Annotated in this window: 19 protein-coding genes; 12 read left to right on the top strand and 7 right to left on the bottom strand. The window is 41.6% G+C overall.

The window, feature by feature from the left end; all coding sequences use genetic code 11:
• Positions 1-6: 6 nt before the first annotated feature.
• Both C0J08_RS15805 and C0J08_RS15800 read right to left on the bottom strand, forming a co-directional pair.
• Positions 7-657, bottom strand: coding sequence for a response regulator transcription factor (locus C0J08_RS15805; protein WP_212652884.1), 651 nt, complete (start codon positions 655-657; stop codon positions 7-9).
• Positions 658-717: 60 nt separating this feature from the next.
• Positions 718-2802, bottom strand: coding sequence for a sensor histidine kinase (locus tag C0J08_RS15800; RefSeq protein WP_212652883.1), 2085 nt, complete (start codon positions 2800-2802; stop codon positions 718-720).
• Between the two features lie 421 nt (positions 2803-3223).
• On the opposite strand from C0J08_RS15800, the gene C0J08_RS15795 reads away from it, so the two are divergent.
• The gene (locus tag C0J08_RS15795; RefSeq protein ID WP_212652882.1) at positions 3224-4429 is read left to right on the top strand and encodes an Aq_097 family APC-type transporter; all 1206 of its coding nucleotides are present in this window, start codon (positions 3224-3226) and stop codon (positions 4427-4429) included.
• A 70-nt stretch (positions 4430-4499) separates the two neighbouring features.
• Here the strand turns inward: C0J08_RS15795 and C0J08_RS22915 are convergent, their stop codons facing one another.
• Entirely contained in the window at positions 4500-4622 is a 123-nt protein-coding gene (locus C0J08_RS22915) for a hypothetical protein (RefSeq protein ID WP_502711633.1), read from the bottom strand.
• A gap of 147 nt (positions 4623-4769) precedes the next feature.
• Between C0J08_RS22915 and C0J08_RS15785 the strand changes: the two genes are divergently transcribed.
• The 3 genes from C0J08_RS15785 to goxB all read left to right on the top strand — a co-directional run bounded on the left by C0J08_RS15785 (position 4770) and on the right by goxB (position 8336).
• Entirely contained in the window at positions 4770-5042 is a 273-nt protein-coding gene (locus C0J08_RS15785) for a hypothetical protein (protein WP_212652881.1), read from the top strand.
• 103 nt (positions 5043-5145) lie between these two features.
• The gene (gene goxA, locus C0J08_RS15780) at positions 5146-7209 is read left to right on the top strand and encodes a CTQ-dependent glycine oxidase GoxA (RefSeq protein ID WP_212652880.1); all 2064 of its coding nucleotides are present in this window, start codon (positions 5146-5148) and stop codon (positions 7207-7209) included.
• On the top strand, positions 7209-8336 hold the full coding sequence (gene goxB, locus C0J08_RS15775) for a glycine oxidase maturase GoxB (RefSeq protein WP_212652879.1): 1128 nt from the start codon (positions 7209-7211) through the stop codon (positions 8334-8336). The genes goxA and goxB overlap by 1 nt, the downstream gene beginning before the upstream one ends.
• Positions 8337-8554: 218 nt before the next feature.
• Here goxB and C0J08_RS15770 read toward each other — a convergent pair whose 3' ends face one another.
• The gene (locus tag C0J08_RS15770) at positions 8555-10261 is read right to left on the bottom strand and encodes an alpha/beta hydrolase family protein (RefSeq protein WP_212652878.1); all 1707 of its coding nucleotides are present in this window, start codon (positions 10259-10261) and stop codon (positions 8555-8557) included.
• An 820-nt stretch (positions 10262-11081) separates the two neighbouring features.
• Between C0J08_RS15770 and C0J08_RS15765 the strand changes: the two genes are divergently transcribed.
• Together C0J08_RS15765 and C0J08_RS15760 are read left to right on the top strand one after the other, a co-directional pair.
• Positions 11082-12755: a methyl-accepting chemotaxis protein gene (locus C0J08_RS15765; RefSeq protein ID WP_212652877.1), complete on the top strand. Its 1674-nt coding sequence runs from the start codon at positions 11082-11084 to the stop codon at positions 12753-12755.
• A 183-nt stretch (positions 12756-12938) separates the two neighbouring features.
• Positions 12939-14879 carry an alpha/beta hydrolase domain-containing protein gene (locus tag C0J08_RS15760; RefSeq protein ID WP_212652876.1) on the top strand — a complete coding sequence of 647 codons (1941 nt, stop codon included), beginning with the start codon at positions 12939-12941 and terminating at the stop codon, positions 14877-14879.
• A 47-nt stretch (positions 14880-14926) separates the two neighbouring features.
• Here C0J08_RS15760 and C0J08_RS15755 read toward each other — a convergent pair whose 3' ends face one another.
• Together C0J08_RS15755 and C0J08_RS15750 are read right to left on the bottom strand one after the other, a co-directional pair.
• Entirely contained in the window at positions 14927-16099 is a 1173-nt protein-coding gene (locus C0J08_RS15755) for a murein transglycosylase domain-containing protein (protein ID WP_212652875.1), read from the bottom strand.
• Between the two features lie 172 nt (positions 16100-16271).
• A complete protein-coding gene (locus C0J08_RS15750; RefSeq protein WP_212652874.1) occupies positions 16272-18464 on the bottom strand; it encodes an OsmC domain/YcaO domain-containing protein in 2193 nt (730 codons plus the stop codon).
• A gap of 313 nt (positions 18465-18777) precedes the next feature.
• Between C0J08_RS15750 and C0J08_RS15745 the strand changes: the two genes are divergently transcribed.
• From C0J08_RS15745 to C0J08_RS15735, 3 genes are read left to right on the top strand one after another with little or no spacing between them, the layout of a single operon-like run.
• Entirely contained in the window at positions 18778-20478 is a 1701-nt protein-coding gene (locus C0J08_RS15745) for a sensor domain-containing diguanylate cyclase (RefSeq protein ID WP_212652873.1), read from the top strand.
• A gap of 20 nt (positions 20479-20498) precedes the next feature.
• A complete protein-coding gene (locus tag C0J08_RS15740; protein ID WP_212652872.1) occupies positions 20499-21032 on the top strand; it encodes a molybdopterin-binding protein in 534 nt (177 codons plus the stop codon).
• Positions 21032-22156, top strand: coding sequence for a GGDEF domain-containing protein (locus tag C0J08_RS15735; RefSeq protein WP_212652871.1), 1125 nt, complete (start codon positions 21032-21034; stop codon positions 22154-22156). Before C0J08_RS15740 ends, C0J08_RS15735 begins: the two co-directional genes overlap by 1 nt.
• Before the next feature lie 64 nt (positions 22157-22220).
• On the opposite strand, the gene zntR is transcribed toward C0J08_RS15735, so the two are convergent.
• Positions 22221-22658, bottom strand: coding sequence for a Zn(2+)-responsive transcriptional regulator (zntR, locus tag C0J08_RS15730; protein ID WP_212652870.1), 438 nt, complete (start codon positions 22656-22658; stop codon positions 22221-22223).
• 158 nt (positions 22659-22816) lie between these two features.
• Here zntR and C0J08_RS15725 point away from each other — a divergent pair, with 158 nt between their 5' ends.
• The 3 genes from C0J08_RS15725 (at position 22817) to trhA (ending at position 25595) form a co-directional block, all read left to right on the top strand.
• Positions 22817-23584, top strand: coding sequence for an undecaprenyl-diphosphate phosphatase (locus C0J08_RS15725; RefSeq protein WP_212652869.1), 768 nt, complete (start codon positions 22817-22819; stop codon positions 23582-23584).
• 89 nt (positions 23585-23673) lie between these two features.
• Positions 23674-24819: an amidohydrolase family protein gene (locus C0J08_RS15720; RefSeq protein WP_249344333.1), complete on the top strand. Its 1146-nt coding sequence runs from the start codon at positions 23674-23676 to the stop codon at positions 24817-24819.
• A 116-nt stretch (positions 24820-24935) separates the two neighbouring features.
• Positions 24936-25595, top strand: a complete 660-nt coding sequence (gene trhA, locus C0J08_RS15715) for a PAQR family membrane homeostasis protein TrhA (RefSeq protein WP_212652868.1) — start codon at positions 24936-24938, stop codon at positions 25593-25595.
• The last annotated feature ends 2 nt before the right edge of the window (positions 25596-25597 follow it).

The raw sequence follows: 25597 nt of genomic DNA, 5'->3' as shown, positions 1-25597 counted from the left end.
CCCCATTCAGGGGGTATCGGTAGTAGAAACAATCCCCAATTCAATGGCTTTTAGCGTCGCTTCTGCACGACTATTAATTTGCAACTTTTGATACACGTTTTTTAGATAACCGCATGCGGTATTGTAAGATACACCAAGGGATGCCGCCGCATCTTTACAACTATACCCCTTAGCAATCAGCACCAGAATTTCTTCTTCTCGTGGAGTAAGAGTCGGGGCCGCGCTAGGAATAGGACGGCGCAGAGATAACAGCACCTGCTGGGCAATCGAGCTAGACAAAGGCGGTCGTCCGGCGAGAATACCGCGTAGACTATTGCAAAATTCGGCTTCCTCTTCGTCTTTCAACAGATAGCCATCGGCTCCAGCAGACAGCGCTGGAAAGATATGACCACTATCATCAAAAATGGTTGTAACAATACAGTGGCAGTTTGGCAAGATTGTTTTGAGTGGGCGAATTAAGTCTACGCCATTGCCATCGGGAAGCCCCAAATCGAGTAAAATAAGATCCCAGGTGGTTTGATGTAGGCTCTTTTTGGCGGCAACAACACCATCAACTTGGCTTATATTACAGACACCAAAGGTTTGTTTAACCCGTTCAGCAAGCCACTCACTGATTTCAGGAATGTCTTCAATAATTAATACCTGTGTGATATCCATCACATCCCCTTTCGCCTTCATTTTTCCTTATTATATCGAATATCCCTTAATATCAGCCCCCTAACTCAGGGGGGAAGGTAGTACAGGAACATCAACACAGACGCGCCAAATGCCTGCTTTATGGGAAACTTGGGCGCGTCCTCGCAAAATGCCCGCTCGTTCATGAATGTTGGCAATACCAAATCCAGATGGCACGACAGAAGATAGCTCTTGGCAGTTATTCTCTATGGTTAGGTTCAGTCCAGTGGGACTGCTCATGACCTGAACCTTGATCCACTGCGTTGTCGGATGACGTAATGCGTTGCTCAGGCATTCTTGTAAGATTTGTCCAAGGTGTTCATTTTGATCGCTTTCTAAGGAGACTGGGGTAAGGACATCATGCCAATGCAGTCTAATACCACACTCATCACAGCGGCTTTGTGCCAATTGTCGCCAATGTTTTGCCGCTATAGTGCTATTAATCTCTAGATGATGGCGACCATTAAGAAGACTGCGTAGATCCTGAATGGCCTCACGCACTAAGGTTCGAGACTCACCAGAACTCTGATGAAGTAGGCGCAAGAGCTTGGCGCCTAAATCGTCATGTAGATCACGTCTAATGCGGTGACGCTCTGTCATGATCCCCTCCTGCTTAGCGGATTCGATATCTGTAATCAGAGAGTACAGCGCTAATATCAAGTTCACTGATTCGATATCATGACGATTAAAAATACGCCGTCCTTTATTTGGATGCTGTAACAGCAATGTTTGCCCTTCAGGTAAAGCCACCCAGAGCTGTTCGCCATTAGAAGAGAGACGAGTATCGGAAAGAGTATGTTCGAGGGTATAACTCAAGGGTTGAAAAACGGCTTCCATGGCGTTTATCAATTGGACGTTACTCACCTTTCCATCACCTTTTAAAAGCTGTGAGAGTGTTTCACTTAGCCAATGATCTAGCCCCTCTTGCCTGCGACGGAAAAGGCGGTTCCAAACCCATTGCCGTACTGGGAAATAAAACCAGCCGACCATTGCTAGAGAAATTGCCAGACTGTTAGTCGCATTAAGAGACAGGATGGAAATAAGTAAGAAGTCACAGGCAAGTACCGCTATCCCCCCCAGCAACCACGACCAGATTTCCATTGACCAACGCTGAATTTCAAACAAACGGAACCGTATTACAGCAAACATGATTCCTGCATACATAAAGAGAAATGTCGCTAATAACAAGGCTTGGTCAGAAGCTTCCGCCGTTCCTAATAAAACGGGCACTATCATTCCAGCGGTAAAGAAAAGTGTGCCCGATAATATCGACAGCAGTACCCATGTGAGCATTACCCGATCAGCTGGGCGTTGTTGCGTTTTATACCATTGAACGCCAGACCCTACTAAACCAAAAATAAAGATCACCATAATCCAGCTGTACATACCTTCTGCCGCAGAAGGAGCAAGTTTTCCGATATGAATCATCAAGTGACTAATAAACATCACCACTATGCTGGCAATCACCCATTTACGTGGTTTTTGATTAGGGAAATGCCATAAAAAAAGCGCGAGCAAGGTAACAAAAGAGATCGTTCCTAAGCCGTTAATACGTGATAACAAAGTAAACCATTCCCCACTTATAAAAACATCTCGAGTACTGTAAAGAGCGGCACTGGCGGCAGCCAAAATGTATCCGATTCCGGTACCGCAAAAGGTAATAATGGATAATGTTTTCTGGCTTGGTAACCAGACTAACAAACACAAAATGGCTGCGCTCAGAGCACACAAGGCCTGTAACCAAAATAGCCAGGGTAAATCGGCTAATGTGCGCGGCTCGAAGATAATGGCTGTTTTTCTATTTAGCGCATCAACCACCCATAGTTGGTTGTTTTGACCTGCTTGATACAATAAGCGGTGCTGGTCAAAAAGCGCATCCATAGCGGCATAGCTGGGTAAAACATCCGGTTCTTCCATCACTAATCTGCTATTAGCCAGAACCTGTTGGTCACCTGCTTGGAAATATAGAATGGGGATCGAATCGTTACTGGGGTGGGATTGGAAATTGAGCTGGTCATCAACAAGAGTGATCTTGCCATTGAACTTAGGTAGGTTAACAGCACTATAAATAAGTGCAGTAAACAACGCGAATAAAATGGCAACGCCTATGGCTACAGCTCGATACATGTACAATCTCTGCGCTAATGATTCGAGAAGAAAAAAGAATCAAAAAATATTTCTTTATAGATATCATAGATCTCGTCAAATAGTTATCAATAATCATATAGGTTCAGAGGTGAGGCAGCCCTACAAATGTATGTATGATGAGTGTCTTTTTGTATAAATATGTAAGAATCGACTTGCTCCATTTCGCCAATAGCATTCTTTGAAGCAGTTATAAAGCAGCAAATTGATTATATGTGCTGGAGATTGGCTACCTCCACAGGCGTTGAAAATTTTAATCTGTAGGTTATCGCTTAATGGGTAAGAATCCTGTTAAGTTGACAGTACCTATTAGTCGATTCACTCGCAATTTTGCGATGAAAGGCATTCTAGATTATCTAAATAAAGAGACACATTAGTTTTAAAAAAGGAACGGGCATTTTAGATGTTGAATTTTTATATTATTGCCATTGCGTTAGTGGTCACTCTCTTTTTGGCTTTTTCCCGTAAACTTGCGCATTCGGAGGGGTGGAAGGCAACCGTTACCCCATTAGCTTCTATTATGGGCAGTGGCTTTTTGGTGGTGGCCCCATTATTGGCAGAATCTGTAGGATATTTTGCTGTATTGTGTATGGGAGTATTGCTTGTCTTGGCTTATGCGGTGGGCAGCGCGATTCGCTTCAATATTCGTCACTTTGAGCCTATCGAACATCAAAAAGGTTCTGCACAGACTGTTTCTTTCGTCTCTCGTATTGTCTTAGCGGGGGCTTATTTTATTTCTGTTACCTATTACCTTCAGCTACTGTCGGCGTTTTTACTGAAAGCCTTTGGTTACGACAGCGACTTTGTGGCCAATATTATCACCACACTGATTTTAATCGTTATCTGTGGTGTGGGAATGTGGCGCGGTTTAGGTGAGTTAGAAAAAATCGAAACTTACGCAGTGAGCTTAAACCTTGGCATGATCGCAGGGTTGCTCTTCTCATTAGCTGTTTATAATGTTCAGCTTTTTACCTCAGGGCAATGGCATTTACCTGTACTTGACTCTACGATCGACTTACACGATTTACGCGTGCTGCTAGGGTTATTAATTGTAGTGCAAGGCTTTGAAACTTCCCGTTATCTGCAAAGTCAGCATCCTGCCGAACTTCGTATTAAAACTATGCGTATCGCTCAGTGGCTTTCTGCGGCTATTTATCTCGTTTTTTTAACCTTGATGACTGTCCTATTCCACAAAGGTATGGGCGCCGATGTTACCGCGATTACCAGTATGGTGGCTCCCGTGGCCGTGTTATTGCCAATCTTAATTTCTGTCGCCGCGATTGGTAGTCAATTCTCCGCTTCCGTTGCTGATACTTCTGGAGCTGGTGGATTGGTCGTAGACATCGCTCGCGAAAAGATTCCTGTTCGCTATGCCTATATGCTGATTTTAATTGTCACCATTTTCTTAACTTGGGCGACTGATGTGAATGGTATTATTGCTTATGCGTCACGGGCTTTTGCCCTGTTCTATACCCTACAATCCGCCGTTGCAGCGATTGTGGCAATACAGACCAAATCAGTCGAAAACCACGCTAAAAAAGCGACTTTCTATAGTGTGATTTCATTGCTTTGCTTAATGGTATTTTTATTCGGCGTGCCGTCGGCCTAGTTAAAAGCTGTTAAGACATTCTACGGGGAAGTCGCGCGTTTGCGTTGATAGGATGTTTGTAGCAGCTCATTTAGTAATACTTTATTGTCTGTCTGTCTGTCTGTGTGAATTTAAGAGACTGTTTTAACATACTAAATAGAGGCGTGCCGCCACCTAATAGGATAGGAAATTGAGTGATGATAATTTCGTCTATTAGGTCTTCTTTGAGAAAGCTTTGAATGCTTTTGCCACCATCAATATATAGATTACGTCATTGGTAAGTGAGATTTACCTTCTTCAAGGACATGTTTCATGGCGAGAAGATTTGAAGTAATTGTGTGTCAGTTATGTTGAGCTTTTAATGGAATATAATGGCTTGCTGGACACAACATTAACCATGTCTTCTTATGGACCTGTTCAAGTATTTAATGAGCGTTACTCTAACATTATTGCGCCTTTAAGCTTGGATCATAAAACTCAGGAAGATGGGTTAGGCTTGCTAGTTGATTATTTGCATGGTTTCGCTTTTGCAAAGAGCTGTTGCCAGGATCGACGTCTATTAAATGTCTATCGTATGGAAAGGGCTTTGTTGTTCGTCTTTCGTTCTCTAGAGAGTGCTAAGTCCAATCCCTAGCACGAGGTTGTTCAGGTGGTTTTTATGGCGATTTCAATATCTGTTTGCTAATCTGATTTCTTGTATTTGCTGTCAATATTAATTTGGGCATAAGGATATCACTATGGATAAAAATAATTTCAAGAAGAACGCTAATGGATCAGGAATGAAGCGTCGTGATTTTCTCGCGATGGCAGGCAGTGTAGCGGTATTAGGTTCTTTTCCATTCATTCCTAAATCTGCAGTAGCAGCCACTCATAAAGAAATGGCGCCTAAAGGTGCCAAAATTCATCGTTTAGGAATTTATCCAACTATAGGTATTTGTCGTGTGGGCGGAAGTAAGCAATACTTTCTCGCACCAGAAGTTCCCGGTCTACCTCCAGCCCCAGAAGGCGGCTTTAAAGATGGAACTCAAGCGATTAAGAAGCAAGCTCAGCGCTTTAGAGTTTATGCATTTGATGACCAAAATCGTGTAATTGGTGAAGTCACGGCCGATAAAGCACAAATTGAATGGCGTGTTCATCTGGCAAATACAAAAGCGGCTTGGTATGGGTTTAATAACCCATTGGATAATGGCGAATTGGCCCCTGGAATTCCTGGGCAAAAGCGCAATCAGTATTTTGTTTCTGATCAAGAGCGCGAACGTATGTTGGTGATTGATGGAAAACAAAAAAAGATATCAGGTAAAAACACTAATCAGAATGGTGACGATGGTCAGTACCAGTTTGCTGGTCAGTTTTGGGGAAGTGAGACCGTTAAATTAGGCAAATTAAGAACCGATGAGAAAGGCCGGTTGATTGTTATACCGCCTGATGGCGTTTCTAACAGTCCAACCAATGCATCTATTACTAGTTTTGCTGATAATGACGGTTGGCATGATGATTGGTGTGATGGTCCGGTACAGGCGGAGGTGACCTTGGAAGATGGGACCGTTATACAAGCAGATACGGCTTGGGTTGCCTGTATAGGGCCGAACTTTGCTCCAGAAATCCCCCCTGTAACCACGCTTTATGACGTTATCTCTGATATGAATGCTAAGCAAGGCTGGGCGCCACTCGTCACAACACCGATCTCATTTAGAAAATATATTTATCCTGTGTTTCGACGTTTGGGTCTTATGGAATGGGTAAGTTCAGCCGCGAATTTACGACAAGGTTGGCTAGGCGTCGGGGACTTCTCTGATCCAGCTTACCTTGCAAAACTCGCGGATCCAAGTGCGGCGAATAAAGCCTTTCGACAGGAGATTTTTTCGAAATTTAGAAACCCTCATAATGACAGTCCCACGGCGTACTTGGATGAACGTTTGAAAATGCCAATGATGCTTGGGGATGGCATAAACTATGATGGTAGCCCTTTGCAGTGGTTTCAATTTCCTGACCAACAGTATTTATTTCTCCAAGACTGGGCTGATGGCAATTTTGTCAATGATCTAAATGACGCGAAAGCCGATGCCATCACCAAATTAGATGATATTCCATTAGCAGCACAACCTGAGGCTTTGACCGAAGCGGCACTTGAGCCATGTTCTGGTGGCGCTTTTCACCCTGGTGTTGAATTAACTTATTATCTACGTATTCCGCAAATGTATGCTCGTAAATATGATCGTCAGGCCGATTTATTTCGTTTGGCTCATAAAGAACGTGCCGAACTTGTACAAAATATAGGTCGTTTGTTAACGCTTGATAAGGCCATTAATGGCGCTCCAGATTTGAACACGCCACCGCCATTGGGGCATCAGTGGGCGGGGGATTTAACTCGTTGGATGGGGTTGCCATGGCAATGTGATGCTTTTAGTTGTCAGCAAGTATTGATGCAAGAGGATTTCCCCACAGCGGTTTGGTGGCCTGCTTTATTACCCATTGACGTGCTTCCTGAAGAAAATTATGCGCAATTAATGAATGAGAGTTTATCTGACTCTGAGCGCGTCAAGTTTTATGAAAGCCGTGCGGATTGGAAGCGAGGTGTTGCTGGGATCGGTTATCATGCCAACGCCAGTTATTGGGATGGTATTACTAATATGATCACACTCTGGGAACGCATGGGGTTTGTGGTTAAACGGCAGGGACCTAAAGGTGCAGGTCAGGGAGGATTGTCTGCTGTTCCTAAAGAAATGTATGTCGAAGTTGGACGCGGTAATGTAGAGGGGCGTTTCGATTGGAAGCCGCCTATGGGGGATTTACCCAACTAATGTCGATAGTACATGATGTAGCTGTAGTCGGTGGCGGTATTGCAGGTGCCGCCGCCGTTTTGTCTTTAGCTCAAGTTGGATTATCTACACTCTGGATTCGGCCTACTACGATAAGTGCTGATGTCTCTAAAGTTGGGGAGTCTCTTGCTCCAGCAGCCAATCCCATTCTATCGGCTTTAGGGATATTAGATCTTCTCAATAATCATCACCATCGTAAAGCCAACGTCACATTTTCTGCGTGGGGACAAGCCATGTTGGTTGAGCGTAATAGCGTAATACACTTAGAAGGGGCTGGTCATATTATTGACAGAGCAAGGTTTGAAAGAGATTTAGTACAACTTGCTTCGGAAGTTTGTTCAACCGTTTTAGATTCTCTTCTCACTGGGGTTGAAGAGGCTGATGGACTTTGGGTGCTGAGCACAGATTATAGTGAGGGTAAGCAGGCCAAGTTTGTAATCGATGCTTCAGGACGCTCCCAAATAATCGGTAAGTTTTTTTCTCGTTATCATGATCTGTCTGTCGAAACCGATGACCATCTTGTCGCCGCCTATGCTTTTATGCGTCAAAAAGAAAACTCTGAGGTGATGGTCACTCCAGCAACATTGATTGAAAGTGTACCTGATGGTTGGTGGTACGCATCATTATTACCATCGAATCAATTGACTCTTAATTATTACTCAGATCCTGACTTGATGCCTAGAGGCTTGTCCTCCGACTTAGATGAATGGCAGTCTTTGATTCAGCAGACTAATCATATTGCTTATTGGCTTGAGGATGCTGAATTTATTATTGATCGACCACCAAAATTAGCCAGTGCAGCGACTCGTTGGTTATCTTCTGCAGCGGGTCTTTATAATGGACAAGCTGGCTGGGCTGCGATTGGTGATGCCGCTGTGGCATTTGACCCTTTATCTGCACACGGTATGACCACTGCTTTGTGGGCTGCAGCACGAATGTCTGATGTTGTCTCGTCTTATTTAGAGAAAGATTATTCCATTTTATATCAGTATGCCGAAGCGGTTGAGCAAGGTAGAAAAGACTATCTTACTCAACGAAATACGATTTATGCTCAAGAAAAGCGCTTTTCATCTTGTGAATTTTGGCAGCGTAGGGGAAGGAAGGGTTAAAAACAGTTGATAAGGTGAGCCTCATTATTTTAGTTATGGAGAGTTATTAAATATTCAACACTGTTAGTGATGATTGTATTGCTGATTTCTTCTTTTCATTCGTTTGCAGACAAACACAGAATCAAAAACGCCAAAGCGACTTGCGCTTTGGCGAAAGGTTGTCTCTAAAGGTTGTCGATGCCTACTGGAGTTGGACATTCAATGTTTTGGTGAAGACATTAACCTCCTTGGGTAGCTTGCCCAACGACAACATACCAAGTAACAAATAATGTACACACTATAGCGCCTGGAAGGTAATGACCCGTTTTTCTATAGGCAAATGTTGAGACTACTGCCACGAAAGTCATTAATGGAACAAAGTTAATCGATATAATTAATCTTAACGGATCGTATATATGGAAGAAAATAGGTAGATTGCCCGTAAATATTAATCCATATTGAATAGTTAGAAAGATAAGAAAACCAAATGTGAGCGCGAGAATATTGAAAAAGTATTGTTTAACTATGCTGTCTTCCTTAATAGATAATACGGAGTGCATAGATCTTAATGTGATAGAAAAGAAAATAAACAATGGAATTAAATATACAAAAAAGGCATGTAATTGATGATGACTCATCACTTTAAAGGATAAAAACCAAATTCTAAAGTCAACTTTAAAGAAAAAGTCTGCCATTGAAACAACACAATAAGACAGTGCAAATACAGCAATTGATAATGCGAGAGATTGAGTTACTTTATCAAATAGTTTGGGAAAATTTATGCCGAATATTTTTGCAAGAATAAGGATGATTAAAGCATTTATTACAGCCCAAAAGCTTATTTCATTATTGAATTGTTGATTAAATAACCCATTGACTGGAATTAATTCTCCACCTAAACGAGTTAGCGGTAGAAATGTGATAGCAGGGATTAAAGCCCCAATTAGCAGTGTAATCCACCAGCGAGTGTTTCTTGTTGAAGCCTGTGCTTTTGGTGGCGTTTGTTGCAAAGAAGAAAAATAGGGAATAGAGAGCAGGCTACTAAATACACCCATGACAAAAATAACGAAACCAATCAGAGCAATGAGTGTCCCAATTTCTTTCCAGTACCAAATTTGATCGCTTTCTATACGAGAGGTACCGCCATCAAGTGTTTTTTGAAACCAATCCAAGGCGTGTCCGATAGCCACTGAATTAATATGGTCCATAGGGTGAGTTCCACCCGGTGTATAAAGAATACGGCCGGTACCCTCGTCTATAGACCCATAAACCTGTCCCTGAATAACGTTTTTGTTGGTACCGAATACATCCTGTAATTTCTTACTTTCTGCTACATTTAGCGCCTTATCGACATGCCACATAAGGCCTGAAAATTCGTCGTACCGACTAAATACAACGGCTAAATTTCGTGGGAAATTCGTTGTGCCTTCAGGAGCAAAAGGTGCTCCTGTACTAGAGCCTTCTAGTACTATCGATTTGTACCCATTGGGAAGTGCCGCTGCGGCATTTAAAACTGTCCATCCTCCCATGCTATGACCTTCTAGACCAATATTATCTTTATCTACGAAGTCAAGAGAACGAAGATATTTTAGACCGTCAATACCACCAAAAGCATTTGCAAATGCAGGGGCTTGACTGTGGCCATGCCCTGTTTGATCAATTGCAAGAACAACATAGCCTCGTCGAGAAAGCTCTATCCCAAAGCCATCTTGAGCTTCTCGTGAATTAAAATATCCATGCACCGCAAGAATTCCTGGTGCTGGACTTTTTGCGGTTGCATTTTTCGGGACATATAGGAGAGCGCTCATTTCTGTACCGTTTGTCCCCGTAAAACGGACATCTTGAACTCTAATATGATTCGAAGTTTGGATGAAATAGGCTAACAAACAGCCCAATATTATGATTACTCCTCCTAAAAGAGGTAATCGGAGTGTTTTGTTTATCATGAAACGATCCTCAATCTTGTGTCATTATTTTTGTGTTTTTTTAAGCATTGGGAAATAAATTTTCACTATAACTATGCAAGCTAATATCTATTTATTGGTCTCCGCTCTACCTGAGCGCTGATGATACTAGGTTTAATGTTCGAAATTGAAAATAAAAATGTTCGAAAAGTGCGAAAAATGAATGTTTAAGTCATTTTTTGAATGTCTAGAGGTGTGAGAAAATGGTAGTTTTCTACTACTAGGCTTTGATATTATTTTTCAAGCAAAAATTAAGTGATTCTTGGCAAATTTAGAGCGCTTTTTGATGACACTGTGTTTTCGGTTTGGAATCGGTCTTTTGTTTTCTGAATGTGTCGTACTCTATTTGAATTCATGTTCTCATGTTTGTATTGATTTTTTTAAATTAAGGGCCAGCTTCGTTTTTTGATTGTGTCGTGTCATTTAATGTAATAGGTGATTCTTTGATCTGAATCATTGAAGTATAAAGTGCTGTCATTAGAGGTGAATTTATTAAACGGTTTGTAATTCTGAAGCTTATGTCGCTATGTATGGTTGAGGGATACTAAGGCTAAAGAAGCTAAAGTGACCTTAACTATGACAAAAAGGGGTATTTTGTAACATAAAAAGGTTATATGTTTTGAAAATACGTTAAAAAATGAAAAGAGGTGTGTGGAAAAGTCTAATTTTACATTAGATATAATTTTATAAAGTCTGCAATAAAAAACAGTACATAACAAGAATTACAAGGTGTTGGATTTTAGATTGTTGATGGTTTTAGCAATATTAAATACTTTGAGTTTTTACTAAAAGGGATTATTAGATGTTACGTTCTTTAAAGTTTCAAATATACGCACTCACTTTGCTACCATTGCTCATAGCTGGTGTCTTATCTGCTTTTGGCATGTTGGCGGCTATTAGTGTAGTGCAAGAGAAAACCACAAAGACTATTTCCACTTCCGTTTTGGAAGTGGAAAAAAAAGGCCTTACTGCTGTTATGGATTCGGTAAAGACAATAATCGAGCCCTATGCAAAGATGCCGAATAAAGAGGGCTTGCCTGAAGCGTTGAAAATTTTAAATTCAATTCGATTTAACGACGGTCAAGGCTATATTTTCTCTTTGAATTCTGAAGGCACCATGATTCAACATGGTGTTAGAAATAAAAATGCAGGGAAAAACTTTATTAATACTGCCGATGCTAAAGGGACTTATTATTTTAAAGAACTCATTAAAGCAGCAAAAGATAATACTCATTTCGTAAAATACTATCACATTCGACCTGGTGATGAAGAACCTACTGAGAAGTTCGCCTATTCCGTATATGTGCCAGAATGGGACATGGTTATCATTGCCGGTATCTATTTAGATGAAACTAAAAAAATTGTTGATACGATTAAAGGTGAAATAAATCAATCTAAGAACTCGATATTAACGCAAAATATAGTTATCACTGTTATTGTGACTTTACTTATTATTGGATTGGTTTCTGTAGCAGTTTCGATACTTTATCGAGCATTAAGCAAATTGCGAGAGTCAGTTGCTGACCTTGCAAATGGCAATGGCGATTTAACCACGGAGTTACCTTATAGTTACATTGATTTAATTGATGAAATTTCAAAAGATTTTAATCGCTTTATTGCTTCTCTTAATAGCGATATTACACATTTAAAAGAGACTATAACCGAGTTAAACCTTATTGCGAAGACGTCTTCTGAACAGCAGTTAATGTTGGTTAAGTCGGTGAATACACAGAAAGAAGGGGCGTTACAAGTTGCCGCCGCCGCTGATGAAATGTCTTCTACAGCCAGTGAAATAGCGAGTAATGCTGAGACAACTCGAGTATCCGCTGAATCTGCTAATAGTCAGACGAAAGATGTTCTTCAACAAGTTGAAATGTCAAATGAGCAATTGGAAAACCTCAACTTGCTTTTAACGGATGTTGAAAAATCTATCAGTGAATTAGGTGGCAATGTAGAGGATATCCACTCGGCTCTCGGTGTAATCCAGAGTATCTCAGAGCAAACAAATCTCTTAGCATTAAATGCTGCGATTGAAGCTGCGCGAGCGGGTGAACAAGGCCGAGGCTTCGCTGTCGTTGCGGATGAAGTAAGAACCCTTGCTAAACGTAGTCAAGACAGCACAGTCGAAATCAGTGGTATTTTAGAGAAGTTGCAAACCAGCGCGGCAAAAACCATTAGCGACATGGAGCGCTCTGTAGACCAGCGAAATAAAGTACTTGAAGCAACGTCTAATATCCGTTCGTTAATTAGTAGCAGTACGGAATCCATTCAAAATCTTACCTTCCTAAATATACAAGTTGCAACTGCAGCTACCGAACAGTCGGCCGTTGCTGATGACATTGCGAAAAATATCAATGACATTGTGGTGCTTGCTGATAGTGTTAGCACTGGTGCAGAAGAGGCTTCTAGACAAATGTCTGGCTTGGAAAAACAGTCTGATCTTATTGATAAAATAACGCGCAAGTTCAAAGTTTAATCGTTTACTTCTCTCTGAATAATGTTTTATTCAGAGAGAAGCCCTATTGAATAATATAGTGATGTTTTTTCTGTTTTTATTATGAAGCACTATTAATTATTTTGAATCTAGTAAAAGTTAATAGGATAACAGCTTTTAATAAATGTAAAGGAAAATGGAATAATACAGAAAGGGAAGAGTAGCATGTTTATAACCAAAAAATGGTTAAGCGTAATATTTAAAGTTGTTTTAATAATAGTCCCTGTAGTCGCACAGGCGAAAGTCACAAATTTTACTGTTAAGAATGTTATTAGTCCTGTTTTTGGCGGGACTGCTTTCGCTGATGTGGGTATGTATGAACGTATCGATGGTGTAGCAGAGCTAGCAATTGATCCTAACTCTAACCGCGGTAAAAAAATTGTTGACCTTGAATATGCTCCAGTGGGTAAAGATGGGCTTGTTCACTTTTCAAGCGAGGTTTCTATTCTTCGTCCTATGGACGACACGAAAGGTAATGGTAGTTTGTTTTATGAGGTTCTAAATCGTGGGCGAAACCTCTCTCTAAGCTTATTAAACTTAGCAAGCAGCGTTGACATACCTGAAACGCTTGACAGCATAGGTGATGGCTTTTTGATGAAAAATGGCTATACGGTTGTTTGGAGTGGTTGGCAAACGGGCTTACCTGAGGATAAGTTAGGTTTAAACCTTCAAGCGGTACCTTCTGTTACTGGTTTATCACGTGAAGAATTTGTATTTGATAAAGAGGGTGACACTCTTACTGCCAACCTATCTTACCCTGCAACCAGTATGGATGTTGCAAAAGCAACATCAACCGTGCGTCTGCATCCAGATGATCCGCGTTCAACTGCACCTGGTTTGTCTTTCAAATATTTGTCGCCAACTAAGATCGAAATTACTCGCCCTAAGGGACTTGATAATGGGGCTATATATGAATTCATCTATATGGCTAAAGATTCTGTACCTGCTGGACTGGCTTTTGTGGCAACGGCTGATGTTATAAGCTTTTTGCGCGGCTCCAGTGGCCATGATGTCGTTTCTCCTTTGGCTAATATAGACAATACGATAGCGCTTGGCATTTCACAGTCAGGTCGCTTCGTTCGTGATTTTATTTATCAAGGGTTTAATGAAGATGGGGCTGGAATCAAAGTATTTGATGGCGTGATGGCTCACATTGCCGGATCACGTAAGACCTACACTAACTATCGTTTTGCTAAAACAGGTCGCTATTCAAGACAGCACGAAGATCATGATGTACAAGGCGATCAATTTCCTTTTGGTTATGCATTACTGACGGACCCATTAACAGGGCAAACGGATAGTATTCTAAAGCAATGCTTAGCTAGTGATACTTGTCCAAAAATTATGCAAACTGATACGTCGACAGAGTTTTGGCAAGCAAGAGCGGCACTTGTTTCTACGACACCCGATGGTACACCTATGACGGAGCCTGAGAATGTACGTCTGTATTTCTTAACAGGGGCACCGCATTTTAGTCCTTGGGGAGCCGTCAGTAAAAGCAGTCGAATTTGTCAGTTTCCGACGAATCCAACCAGTCCCGCTCCCATCATGAGAGCATTAACAATGGCAATGTTGCATTGGACAAAAGAAGGGGTAGAGCCTCCAAAAAGTCGCTTCCCAAGTGTGGCAAATGGCACCCTTGTTACCTTACCTGAATTAAATTTACCAATTTTGGGTAATAACGCTTATATGCCAATTTACAATGTACTGAAAGTACGCGATCACAGTGTTGTTCCTCCTCTCGCGGGTGATTCTTATCCAGTATTTGTGCCGCAGTTGGATTCTGATGGCATTGCATTAGGTGGCATAAAGTTACCTAGCATCGCAGCGCCTCTTGGGACGTATTGGGGATGGAATTTGCGAGGCGAAAACTTTGCTAAAGGGGATCTGTGTGGCTTAACGGGTTCTTTTATTGCTTTTCCAAAAGAAAAGGGTGAGATAGCCGGAGATAGTCGCCTTTCTATCGCAGAGCGATATAGCGATGAAGAAGGGTATTTGAATGAAGTTGAAGCGCAAGTACAACACCTGATTCAAGAGGGATTTATGTTGCCGGCTGATATGGATTTTGTTCTAAAACAAGCAAAGAAAGACTTCGAACGTATGTAATAACCCTCAGTCCGTGTCAGGTCAATATAGTGCCTGACACGGCTTTATTATTCATATTTCTTCTTGGCTTTTGTTACTTTTTCTAAGTAATAGCGAGACTCACTTCTTGGGTGATCGTATCTCAATTTCTTATACACATTGCTAGTGGACGTTTGGTTAATTTTGTTCATCGCCCTAGCTCTGTCTCGGTCAAAGGTTTTTAACACGTTGCCTGTTCCACCGTTGTAAGCGGATATCATGGAGTATTCTTGGCTGACTTTATTGCTCACTTTCGCTAGGTAGCGGGTTTGTAAAATATGCAGGTAAGCGCTGCCAATATCTATGTTATTTTCGGGTGAGAAGAGTACTTCTTTGGTCGGTTCGCCCGATCTTTTTTTGATTAAGTTATAAACGTCACGTCCTGCCGTAGCAGGCACCACTTGCATTAACCCGTAAGCGTTGGCTGGGCTGACAGCATAAGGGTTGAAAGAGCTTTCTGTTTCAATAATGCCGTAGATGAGGGCTGGCGATAAGTTATAGCGTTTGGCGGCAGCAATGACATATTGACTGTATTTTTCTTGGCGAAGATGTTCGTGTTGTGCAACGAGATTGAACTCCACCGCGTAAACTGATTTTCCATTTGCCGTCGATTTTTTTAATTTATTGCTTACTAGGTAGTTCGCGTAACGTTGTGCTCTCCAGCGGTATTGTACGACGACACCATCATGGTCAATGACTTGTGGGTATAAGAAGGGCACACCTTCGGTGTTGGGGGCGTCGCTGGAAAAGATGTCGGTTTTAGTGGGATCTGATGTTGTTAGTAGTGTGGTTGTAACGGCTTGTTTTAGGCTGTCTAGAGGGGCGCTAGTGGCTAGGGTCTCTACTCGGACAGTGCCTTTATCAAAATCGACAATCGTTCGTGCTTGGTAGTCGTTGGTGTATTTTACGTATTTCTTCTTGTTAGGCAGTTCGGAGTTCTGTTTGCCCCAGCGCTTATTGACTCTTTGATCCAGCTCAGCGTACAGAGCTTTGATCGCGTTTAGATCGGCCTTGATTAAGTCTCGGGTGACTTCGGCTTGTTTGCCGATGGCTTTTACGTCGTCCATATCTTTGGCTTCTTTAACCTGTGTAGAAAGCTGTTTGACAGAGTCTACGGAGTCGAAAGAAAGCGATAAGGATTCGCACCCGCTGATTGTTATTGCGATAAAACCGATGGAAACAAAAGCAGATTGGCGAATCATGGTGGTCTACTTCCTGTTCTTATTCATTGATATGGTTGGTGTTACATCACGGTGCTGGGCCAAGTCGGCTTTTATGATGGCTTCTCGATTATATCAGAAGGCGCTTGTCAGGTGGCAAGCGCCCAAGCCAAAAACGAGCTAAGAGGCTCGTTTTTTAGAGTCTGGGAAGGGCTTATTTTTGCATCGCAGCGAAAGCTTGACGCGCTTTATGCAGCTTTTTATAACTTTCAATTAAGCGTAAATGCGGCTCGATGCCTTCCAGTTCCATACTGGTTTTGGTGAGTCCGTAAAAGCGTACGTTGCCTGTGACGGAACCTACTGCGTTTTCAATCACGTCTTTGCCAAACATTCGGCTGAAGCTATGGATGAAGTCCTCTAGCTCTAACTCTTCATCTAAAGCGACTTCTAAGACACAGTTCATGGCTTGGAAAAAGAGGCCGCGTTTGACGGTGTTGTCATTGAACTGTAGGTATTCTCCAACCAGTTCTAACGCCTCTTCATGAGCGCCAAGCGCTAAGTAAATGAGAATTTTTAGCTCGATGATGGTGAGCTGTCCCCAGACGGTGTTGTCGTCAAAGACAATACCGATCAAGGTAGCAATGTCTGTGTAGTTATCCAGCTGGCTTTCTTCCAAACGGTTAACAAGAGCTTCTAATTGTTCATCGTTTAGGGAGTGGATATTTAAGATATCTTCACGGTAATCCAGTGCTTTGTTTGTGTTATCCCAGACTAAGTCTTCGACAGGGTAAACTTCGGAGTAGTCCGGCACTAGGATACGACAGGCTGATGTGCCCAAATCGGTGAGTTCAGCGACGTAGACTTCTTTGCCTAGGTCTTCGAGGATACCGAACAAGGCGTTGGACTCTTCTTCACTTGTGCCAGAAAAATCCCATTCGCAGAAATCATAATCGTGCTTATCACTGAAGAAGCGCCAGGAGATAACACCAGTGGAATCAATAAAGTGCTCTACAAAATTTTCTGGCTCAGTGACGGCCATGCTGTTGAAGGTTGGCTTGGGAACATCGTTTAAACCTTCAAAACTGCGGCCTTGCATCAGCTCGGTCAAGCTGCGTTCTAATGCCACTTCAAAACTTGGGTGCGCACCAAAAGAGGCAAACACACCGCCTGTTTTCGGGTTCATCAAGGTGACGTTCATCACTGGGTACTGGCCGCCTAGAGACGCGTCTTTTACCAAAATAGGGAAGCCTTGTTCTTCCAACTCTTTAATGCCAGCAAGAATGCTTGGGTACTTCTCTAACACGGCCATTGGTACATCGGGCAGGACAATTTCATCTTCAATAATTTGGCGTTTTACTGCGCGTTCTAGAATTTCCGATAAGCACTGCACTTGCGCTTCTTGCTGGTTGTTACCAGCACTCATTCCATTGCTTAAGAATAAGTTTTCGATCAAGTTCGACGGGAAGTACACGGTTTCGCCGTCGGATTTACGCGTATAGGGAATGGTGCAAATACCACGTGCTTTGTTGCCTGAGTTGGTATCGATCAAATGTGAGCCGCGTAGCTCGTCGTCTGGGTTGTAAATATCCAAACAATATTCGTCCAAGATGCCTTCAGGTAACGAATCGTCTTCGGTTAACGCAAACCATTTTTCATTTGGGTAATGGACAAACTCGCTGTTGGCGATTTCGGTTCCAAAGAATTGGTCATTGTAGAAAAAGTTGTTATTCAAGCGCTCGATAAACTCACCAAGCGCAGAACATAATGCACTTTCTTTTGATGCGCCTTTGCCGTTGGTAAAGCACATAGGCGATGCCGCATCACGAATATGTAAAGACCATACGTTGGGCACAATATTACGCCAAGAAGAGATTTCTATCTTCATGCCAAGGTCCGCCAACATGGAGGTCATATTGGCAATGGTTTCTTCAAGAGGTAAATCTTTACCAGGGATAAAAGTGTTTGAGGAACCGTCAGGCTGACCCATCAGCATGGCATTGGCGTCAGCGTCTAAGTTTTCGACCGTTTCGATTTTAAATTCTGGGCCGGTTTGAACCACCTTTTTCACCGTACAGCGGTCGATAGAGCGCAAGATTCCTTGGCGGTCTTTCTCAGATATATCGTCAGGCAGTTCTACATTTATCTGGAAAATCTGATTGTATCTATCTTCAGGGTCGACAATGTTGTTTTGCGATAGACGAATGTTATCCGTGGGGATATCACGGGCCTTGCAGTACACCTTCACAAAATAGGCGGCACATAACGCAGAGGACGCTAAGAAGTAATCAAATGGGCTTGGGGCAGAGCCATCGCCTTTGTAGCGGATGGGTTGGTCGGCCGTGACGGTGAAGTCATCAAGTTTGGCTTCTAGTCGTAGGTTGTCGAGAAAATTAACTTTGATTTCCATTAAATCGGGTATCCACTGAATGTGTGAGGTGTTCTAGCAAGCGTTTTTTGAGCTTGATTATGAGTCATTGCCTGAGATTATCGGTGATAGAGGGGGGCAGAGTAAAATCAAATCGGCTTTTTCTGTCTGAATCCCTTTTTCTTTAATGATTAGGCTTTATTGTTGGGTTGTCGTGGTTAGGTGGTTGAAAGAAGAATAAATTGATCACGCGGTGTACTTACACTGAATCATGCATATAAAGTGCACATATAGACTGTTATTATAGTATTGAATGTATTATCTACTTTTATTGAATAAATAGGTCTGTCAATTTATGCCAAGTGCTTTGGATACTTTTAGAAAACGTATTACTTTGTTAGCAGGAGGCTTACTACTATCCTTAAGTTTGGTGCTTGTCACCTCTTTTTACCAACTCACCTCTACCCGTCTTTCTATTGCCAGCGGTGAATCTTTAGTAAATCTTAGCCAGTCTATTGCAAATATGCTGTCGGCCAATTTAATGGAGCGTCAGCGCGAGGTCACGCTGCTTAGCTCACGGACTTCTTTGTATGAAACTCAGGATTTAAGTCGACTTCAGAAAACGATAGATCAAATTCAAAGTTCCTACAAAAATTATGCTTGGATTGGTTTCGCAAGTGTTGATGGTGTGGTTTTAGCCTCTGGTAATGGCGTTTTACAAGGAGCCGATGTGAGTCAACGGCCTTGGTTTATTAACGGCCGCTCCGGTCCATTTGTCGGTAACGTACATAAGGCATTGTTGCTGGAACGTTTACTGCCAAAATCTAAAGACGGTGCGCCTATTCGCTTTGTTGATTTTGCTGCTCCCGTGATAGGAGAAAACGGCAAGTTAAAAGGGGTTATTGCTACTCATGCGGATTGGGCATGGGTGAGAGAGGTTTTATTATCTTCTTTGACGGAATCGTCACAGAAAAAAGGGATCGATATTCTAATTATTGATCACGATAACCGGGTTTTATATCCAGACACGAATCAAGTCGGTGATATTGAAGTACCAAAGGTATTACCTAAAAATGGTCAATTCAAATCTTTAGTTTGGCAAGATAAAGACGAATATCTGACGAGTATGGTCTCGGTGGACTCACCAGAAGGATCAAGTCTTGGTTGGCAAATTATTGTGCGCCAGCCTTTATCTATTGCCATGTCAGCGGTGAGTGAAGTACATGAGTTACTACTTTTCGTCGGTGTGTTTGCGACCCTATTTTGTATGTTATTAGCTTATCAATTTGCGGGCACATTAAGTCGTCCGTTGGAGCGATTAGCGCAGACTGCAAAGAGTATTCAGCAGGGAGATAGAAAGATAACCTTCCAATCCGATAGCAAGCTGATAGAAGTGGCAAGTTTAAGTCGTTCCTTGCAGGAAATGATGGCTTCTTTGTTGGTGAGAGAACAGTCGTTGATGCAGATGAATGTCATGTTAGAGACAAAAGTAAAAAACAGAACGGCAGAGTTAGAAGCCAGTAATCGATCTTTAGAGGCCATCGTTCGGCAAGACCCATTGACACATAGTTATAATCGTTTGGCCTTAGATGAAGCGTTGCAGAATGAATACCGCTTAGCGCAGAAATCTCCGCATCCTTTTACAGTGATAATGGTTGATGTTGATCACTTTAAGCGAGTGAATGATTCATATGGACACACAGTTGGTGATATTGTTCTGCAAAAAATGGCCACTTTGTTGTCTGAGCAAGTAGGGGCAAAAGGGATGGTGGCTAGGTTTGGTGGCGAAGAGTTCACTGTGTTGTTACCAAATATCACTACGGAAGCGGCCAGAGATATTGCCGAGACGTTACGAGAAGCGCTTGAAAAAGAAGAGGTAAGCGAAGGGCTTTATATAACAGCAAGTTTTGGAGTTGCTATGTATTGCATGGCAGACAGCAACTACGAACAGGTGCTTAATCGTGCTGATGCCGCGCTTTATAAAGCCAAAGAACTGGGGCGAAATAGAGTGGTGGTGAGCGCCGAAAATGATGAACACTCAGAAAGGTCTTTATGAACGTTTCATTGAGTTGTTCCTTGTTCAAATTTAAAAGGGCTCATTTTTACTTTATGGCTGTGTTCTTGCTAGCGGCATTGTCTTCTTCTTTTATTACGCCTGCTTATTCTGTCGAAGTTCATCCTAGCCATCTTACGCCTTCTACTGATACATCGCCCGTACTGACTTTAGTAACCCCCAATCAAGAAATTTCTATATCTATGGCACAAATAGAGTCCCTTCCTCTCTTTGAAACGGAAGAAATGAGGCATTTTGATGGTCCTGAAGGCCGTTTTAGCGGGGTATGGCTGGATGATTTTTTAATCAAATACGGCTTAAATGATGTGCCAAGGTTACGCTTTATTGCTATTGATGGTTATGAAGTATTTATTCAAAAAGAAAATAGAGAAAAAAATCGTTACTTAATGGCTACGCGTTTAAACAGTCGATTTATTACTCCTGAGAATTTAGGGCCTTTGATGTTAATTATTCCTTCAGATGTTGGTCTTGCCCATCATCTTTCTGAAAGTAAGAATTATTGGATATGGGCTATTAACGAAATAGTTGTTCAATAATGGTGATTAGCATTAATAAAATACAAGTTAGAATTTGGCTGATTTTTGTGCTGTTTTTAGGGCTTTGTATTTGGGCTGTTTTTTTCTTTCAGCAGCAATCTAGACAGTTACTTGGCTCGGACTTTACTGCTTTGGCTATTGATATCACTCAAGCACAAGAAGATGTACATCTACTGAAACGCTCGTTGAACTATCTAAAAACGGACAGTGCATTTTTTGATGTGCAAGAACTTGAACGTATCTTATTGCGAATTCAGTATCGGGTTCCCTTAGTTAGCCGGAAAATGAACAACAGCACAATGGATGATTTTGTTTATGCCGATAAAATAAAAGAGTTAAATGAGATTAGAAGCCGCCTGCCAATGGTGAGTCAACAGGCCATATTATTTGAGCAAGATCCAAGTGCAAAAGCGACGTTAGTTAAGCAACTTACTCAATTGGAATTAGAACTGACCGAGTCCTATGTTGAGTTTCATAATATTATTCAAACAGCTTCCGATATAGAGCGACGCTTAAAGAGTGAGCTGACATATTTGATATGGGGTTTAATTGCGGCAATCTTATTGGTAGTTTCAGCATTGCTCTTAGTGTTAATTCGCCTTTATCACCATAAAGAGCGATTAACCTTACAAAATAATCGTGATCATTTAACCCAACTGCCTAATCGTCGATTCATTACCGAACAAGCCCAGAAAGTTTTGCTGAATAGACCGAAGCAAATTGGTTTTGCCATTATTGATTTGGACTTGTTTAAAAAGGTTAATGATTTATACGGTCATCCAGCCGGTGATGAAGTTCTTAAAGAGATCGCCAGCATACTTCAACATTCCATTTCGGCACCTAACTTTGTTGCTCGGCTTGGTGGTGAAGAATTTTGTATTTTGTTTCTAGAGCAGTCACAAGATGATGCAATCAAAATTTGTGAAGAAATCCGTCAGAAGGTTGAACAGACTAAGATCAAAGTTAACAACAGTACTTTGATCCACATTACACTCAGTACAGGGCTTTATTACCATGAAGGAGAAAGGCAAACGACTTTTAGTCAAATTTATCAATATGCAGATCAAGCTCTTTATTTAGCGAAAAAGCAAGGTCGTAACAGATTGGTACTTCATGACCTTTAAAAAAACGGGTGGTTACACTTGCTTTTAATCGGCCTAACTTTTTAGAAATCTCTAAGATAGGTGTCTATTCTTTATGATTGTGTTCGGGTCGAACATCGTTTATATCCGATTCGAGTGCTTCGAGTATTGTACAATGTTCCGCACTTTCTTCACCGCCGCAGCAGGCATCCGATAAGCGTTTTAGTGAGGTTTGGAAACGTTTTAGTTCGGCAAGCTTTTTTTCGACGTCAGAGATTTTTGTATCAACAAGTTCTTTTACATCTGCGCAAGCATTGTCGGCTTTATTGACTTCTATAGAAAGTAACTCGCGAATTTCAGCAAGAGTGAACCCAACAGCTTTGGCTCGTAGGATAAATTGTAAAATTTCTTTATCTTTTTCTGTGTATAGGCGATAGCCAGATTCTGATCGACCTGAGGGGCAAAGTAAGGCGTTTTTTTCGTAAAAGCGCAAAGTGTCGCTGTTGATGCCACACGCTTTAGACAGTTCACCAATACGATACATGCTGTTTTCTCCTTTTTTATATAACTAGTATAAAGCTTTGAGTTAGATCCTAGGTCAAGTTATATGTGTTTTATATTTCTTTCACTATGGAACACTTATATTATTGGCGCAGTTTTTAATGGGCTTTTAACAAGAAATAATCAACAAGGTAGGTAGTAATGGATGTAATTCAAAGTGTCATTCTCGGTCTTGTAGAGGGGGCTACAGAGTTTTTACCTATCTCTTCAACTGGCCATTTAATTGTTGTTAGCCAGTGGTTAGGTATAGAGCAAACAGAGGGTAATAAGGCGTTCGAAGTCATTATTCAGTTAGCGGCTATTTTGGCTGTTGTTGCGAATTATAAAGAACGCATTTCATTTAAGTATTTTCGCTTGTGGTGTCAGGTATTCGTGGCTTTTTTACCTGTTGCTATAGTGGGCTTTTTGTTTCGTCATCAAATAAAAGCCATGTTTTCTGTATCTGTTGTGGCAATTATGTTTATTGTTGGCGGTGTGATTTTCTTGCTGACCGAATGGTGGCTTAAAAATAAGTCTCCGAAAGTTGATAGTTTGGATGATCTGAGTTTTAAGCAGGTATTGTGGATTGGTATTGCTCAAATATTTGCGCTTATACCCGGTACCAGTCGTGCAGGTTCAACCATCGTGGGGGCTTTGCTGGTGGGAGTAAGTAGAAAAGCCAGTGCTGAATTTTCCTTTTTATTAGCATTGCCTGTAATGATGGCAGCGTCTGGTTATGATTTGCTTTCTAATTATAAAGAGTTTTCAGGTGAACAGTGGATGCCTTTAATTATCGGGTTTATTGTGGCTTTTTTAAGCGCTTTTGCTGTGATGAAGCTGTTTATGGTGTTCCTGCAAAGGTTTACTTTTGTTGCCTTCGGATGGTATCGGATTCTATTTGGTGGTGTGTTGCTGTTTCTCGCTTCTTAAAAAAACTTCCTAACGTATGGTAGGAGAGCTGAGTTTGCTCTTTGAGTTGCATTCAATAGTGGTTTACACATAGAAAGGGATGTTTTGTAATGTTCCTTTCCTTAAACCTTTTAAATGTGATGATGGGGATGTTAGCCATGCGTCGTCTTTTTTCTTTTGCTGTTCTTGCTTCACTGTTAACGAGCGGCTGTGCCTCTTCTGATAACACTCCATCGAATCGCTCCTTGGCCTCTTTTAAGGGGGAATCTGCTTGCTACGATAGAGAGACAGAACCCTACACACCTATTGTGGATACACATGTACACTACAGGCCTTTTGATGGTCGGGCGATTCCATTTAAGGAAGTGAATGACTATTTATCTCGAACGACCGTTCGATTTGCCAATGTGTATGGTATTGGGCAAATGTTGCCAGCTAACTCATCTTGTTCAAATTATCTTAAATGCCCTGGTACGCCTGTTTCGCCGACGACACGCAACGATTTTGTTAATGCGGCTAATATGGTCGAATATAAACCTGATGATCTCCACCTCACTTTATCGATGACCTTTACTGATTTATCGAATCCTGAACCAACTATTGCGTTAATGAATCTTTATGAAAGGGAGTATCCTGGATTGTTTCATTGGATGGGGGAGGTCAATCTAGTGAAACAAGCTCAATTTAATAATCGTCATGCCCCCGCTACGCCAAAAGATATTACTAAGTGGGCGGATTTTATGGCGGAATTGAGGGCAAGAGATTACCCCATTACGATTCATTCGGACATTGGCAACAATGATGATTCAACTTTATATTTGCCTTTAATGGAGCGAGCTCTGGCGCTTTATCCTAATAACAAAATTGTTTGGGCACATATGGGCTTGTCTCACGAGCAGTCTAAAATGAATATCGATGAGCACATTGCTATTTTGTCACGTTTGTTGGATCAGTACCCAAATCTGATGTTGGATATTTCATGGCGAATTTTGGATGACTATTACTTCAGTAAACCTGTCAATCGTCGCCAATACGTTGCCTTTATGAATCACTATTCTAAGCGTATTTTACCAGGGTCTGACTTTGTCGCCTTTCGCAATAATACTTTTAAGGTCTACCAGCGGGAGCTGGAAGTGACAAGCCGAATCCTTCAATACCTTGATGATAATGCTTTTCGAAACATTGCGTTGGGGGAGAATTATTTTACGTTATTAAACTTCGATTATCAGGCTCCGAAAATTTGTAGGAAATCCTAATACGACGCAGTTTCTTGTAGTTTGCATACTTTATTCGTTGTCTTTCATTGTTAAATGGCTTCGCTTGTTCCATGCTTTCAATAGATATTTTGTTCGAACGTTTGGAGTACTTGAGTATGGGAAAATTTACTTCGACGGTCACTGATCGGGGACAATCTCTCGGTGAAGAAGTGGCCAATAGCATCAGTCATGGTTTAGGGCTAGTCGCAGCGATTGTCGGAACACCATTTCTTATTTTAAGTGCGATTGATTATGCAGATGTAAGTTTTGTTGTTGGTGTCAGCATTTTTTCAGGCACTATGATTCTCTTGTATTTGGCATCAACGCTATATCACGCTATGCCTAAGGGTAAAGCCAAATATGTTTTTAAGGTGATTGACCATTCGGCTGTCTATCTATTAATCGCAGGTACTTATACCCCCTTTATGCTAGGGGTATTAGAAGGTGTGTGGGGATGGTCTTTACTTGTTGCTGTGTGGAGCTTAGCGCTTATTGGTGTGGCTCTAAAAGCCTTTGGTAAAGCTTCTCATCCAGCCATTTCAACGACACTTTATGTGGTGTTGGGTTGGCTCATTCTTATTGCAATAAAACCATTGTCTTCCTTGATGGAGCCAAATGGTTTGTTGTTATTAGTTTTGGGTGGTGTTCTTTATACTCTTGGTGTGATCTTTTTTGTTATTGATTCACGTTTACGTTATGGGCATTTGGTGTGGCATTTGTTTGTAGTCAGTGGGACGGTTTGTCACTATTTTTCAATTTTCTATTATGGCGCTTAGAA

Origin of the sequence: Marinomonas sp. CT5, from assembly GCF_018336975.1 — a bacterium.
Classification (GTDB): Bacteria; Pseudomonadota; Gammaproteobacteria; order Pseudomonadales; family Marinomonadaceae; genus Marinomonas.
The sequence above is the reverse complement of the archived record's forward strand: the minus strand, read 5'-3'. Positions and strand labels throughout refer to the sequence as shown.

What these genes read in the sequence shown, in the direction of transcription:
- C0J08_RS15805 (WP_212652884.1), bottom strand. Translation starts at nt 657, where the DNA reads ATGGATATCACACAGGTATTAATTATTGAAGACATTCCTGAAATCAGT.
- C0J08_RS15800 (WP_212652883.1), bottom strand. Translation starts at nt 2,802, where the DNA reads ATGTATCGAGCTGTAGCCATAGGCGTTGCCATTTTATTCGCGTTGTTT.
- C0J08_RS15795 (WP_212652882.1), top strand. Translation starts at nt 3,224, where the DNA reads ATGTTGAATTTTTATATTATTGCCATTGCGTTAGTGGTCACTCTCTTT.
- C0J08_RS15785 (WP_212652881.1), top strand. Translation starts at nt 4,770, where the DNA reads ATGGAATATAATGGCTTGCTGGACACAACATTAACCATGTCTTCTTAT.
- goxA (WP_212652880.1), top strand. Translation starts at nt 5,146, where the DNA reads ATGGATAAAAATAATTTCAAGAAGAACGCTAATGGATCAGGAATGAAG.
- goxB (WP_212652879.1), top strand. Translation starts at nt 7,209, where the DNA reads ATGTCGATAGTACATGATGTAGCTGTAGTCGGTGGCGGTATTGCAGGT.
- C0J08_RS15770 (WP_212652878.1), bottom strand. Translation starts at nt 10,261, where the DNA reads ATGATAAACAAAACACTCCGATTACCTCTTTTAGGAGGAGTAATCATA.
- C0J08_RS15765 (WP_212652877.1), top strand. Translation starts at nt 11,082, where the DNA reads ATGTTACGTTCTTTAAAGTTTCAAATATACGCACTCACTTTGCTACCA.
- C0J08_RS15760 (WP_212652876.1), top strand. Translation starts at nt 12,939, where the DNA reads ATGTTTATAACCAAAAAATGGTTAAGCGTAATATTTAAAGTTGTTTTA.
- C0J08_RS15755 (WP_212652875.1), bottom strand. Translation starts at nt 16,099, where the DNA reads ATGATTCGCCAATCTGCTTTTGTTTCCATCGGTTTTATCGCAATAACA.
- C0J08_RS15750 (WP_212652874.1), bottom strand. Translation starts at nt 18,464, where the DNA reads ATGGAAATCAAAGTTAATTTTCTCGACAACCTACGACTAGAAGCCAAA.
- C0J08_RS15745 (WP_212652873.1), top strand. Translation starts at nt 18,778, where the DNA reads ATGCCAAGTGCTTTGGATACTTTTAGAAAACGTATTACTTTGTTAGCA.
- C0J08_RS15735 (WP_212652871.1), top strand. Translation starts at nt 21,032, where the DNA reads ATGGTGATTAGCATTAATAAAATACAAGTTAGAATTTGGCTGATTTTT.
- zntR (WP_212652870.1), bottom strand. Translation starts at nt 22,658, where the DNA reads ATGTATCGTATTGGTGAACTGTCTAAAGCGTGTGGCATCAACAGCGAC.
- C0J08_RS15725 (WP_212652869.1), top strand. Translation starts at nt 22,817, where the DNA reads ATGGATGTAATTCAAAGTGTCATTCTCGGTCTTGTAGAGGGGGCTACA.
- C0J08_RS15720 (WP_249344333.1), top strand. Translation starts at nt 23,674, where the DNA reads ATGTTCCTTTCCTTAAACCTTTTAAATGTGATGATGGGGATGTTAGCC.
- trhA (WP_212652868.1), top strand. Translation starts at nt 24,936, where the DNA reads ATGGGAAAATTTACTTCGACGGTCACTGATCGGGGACAATCTCTCGGT.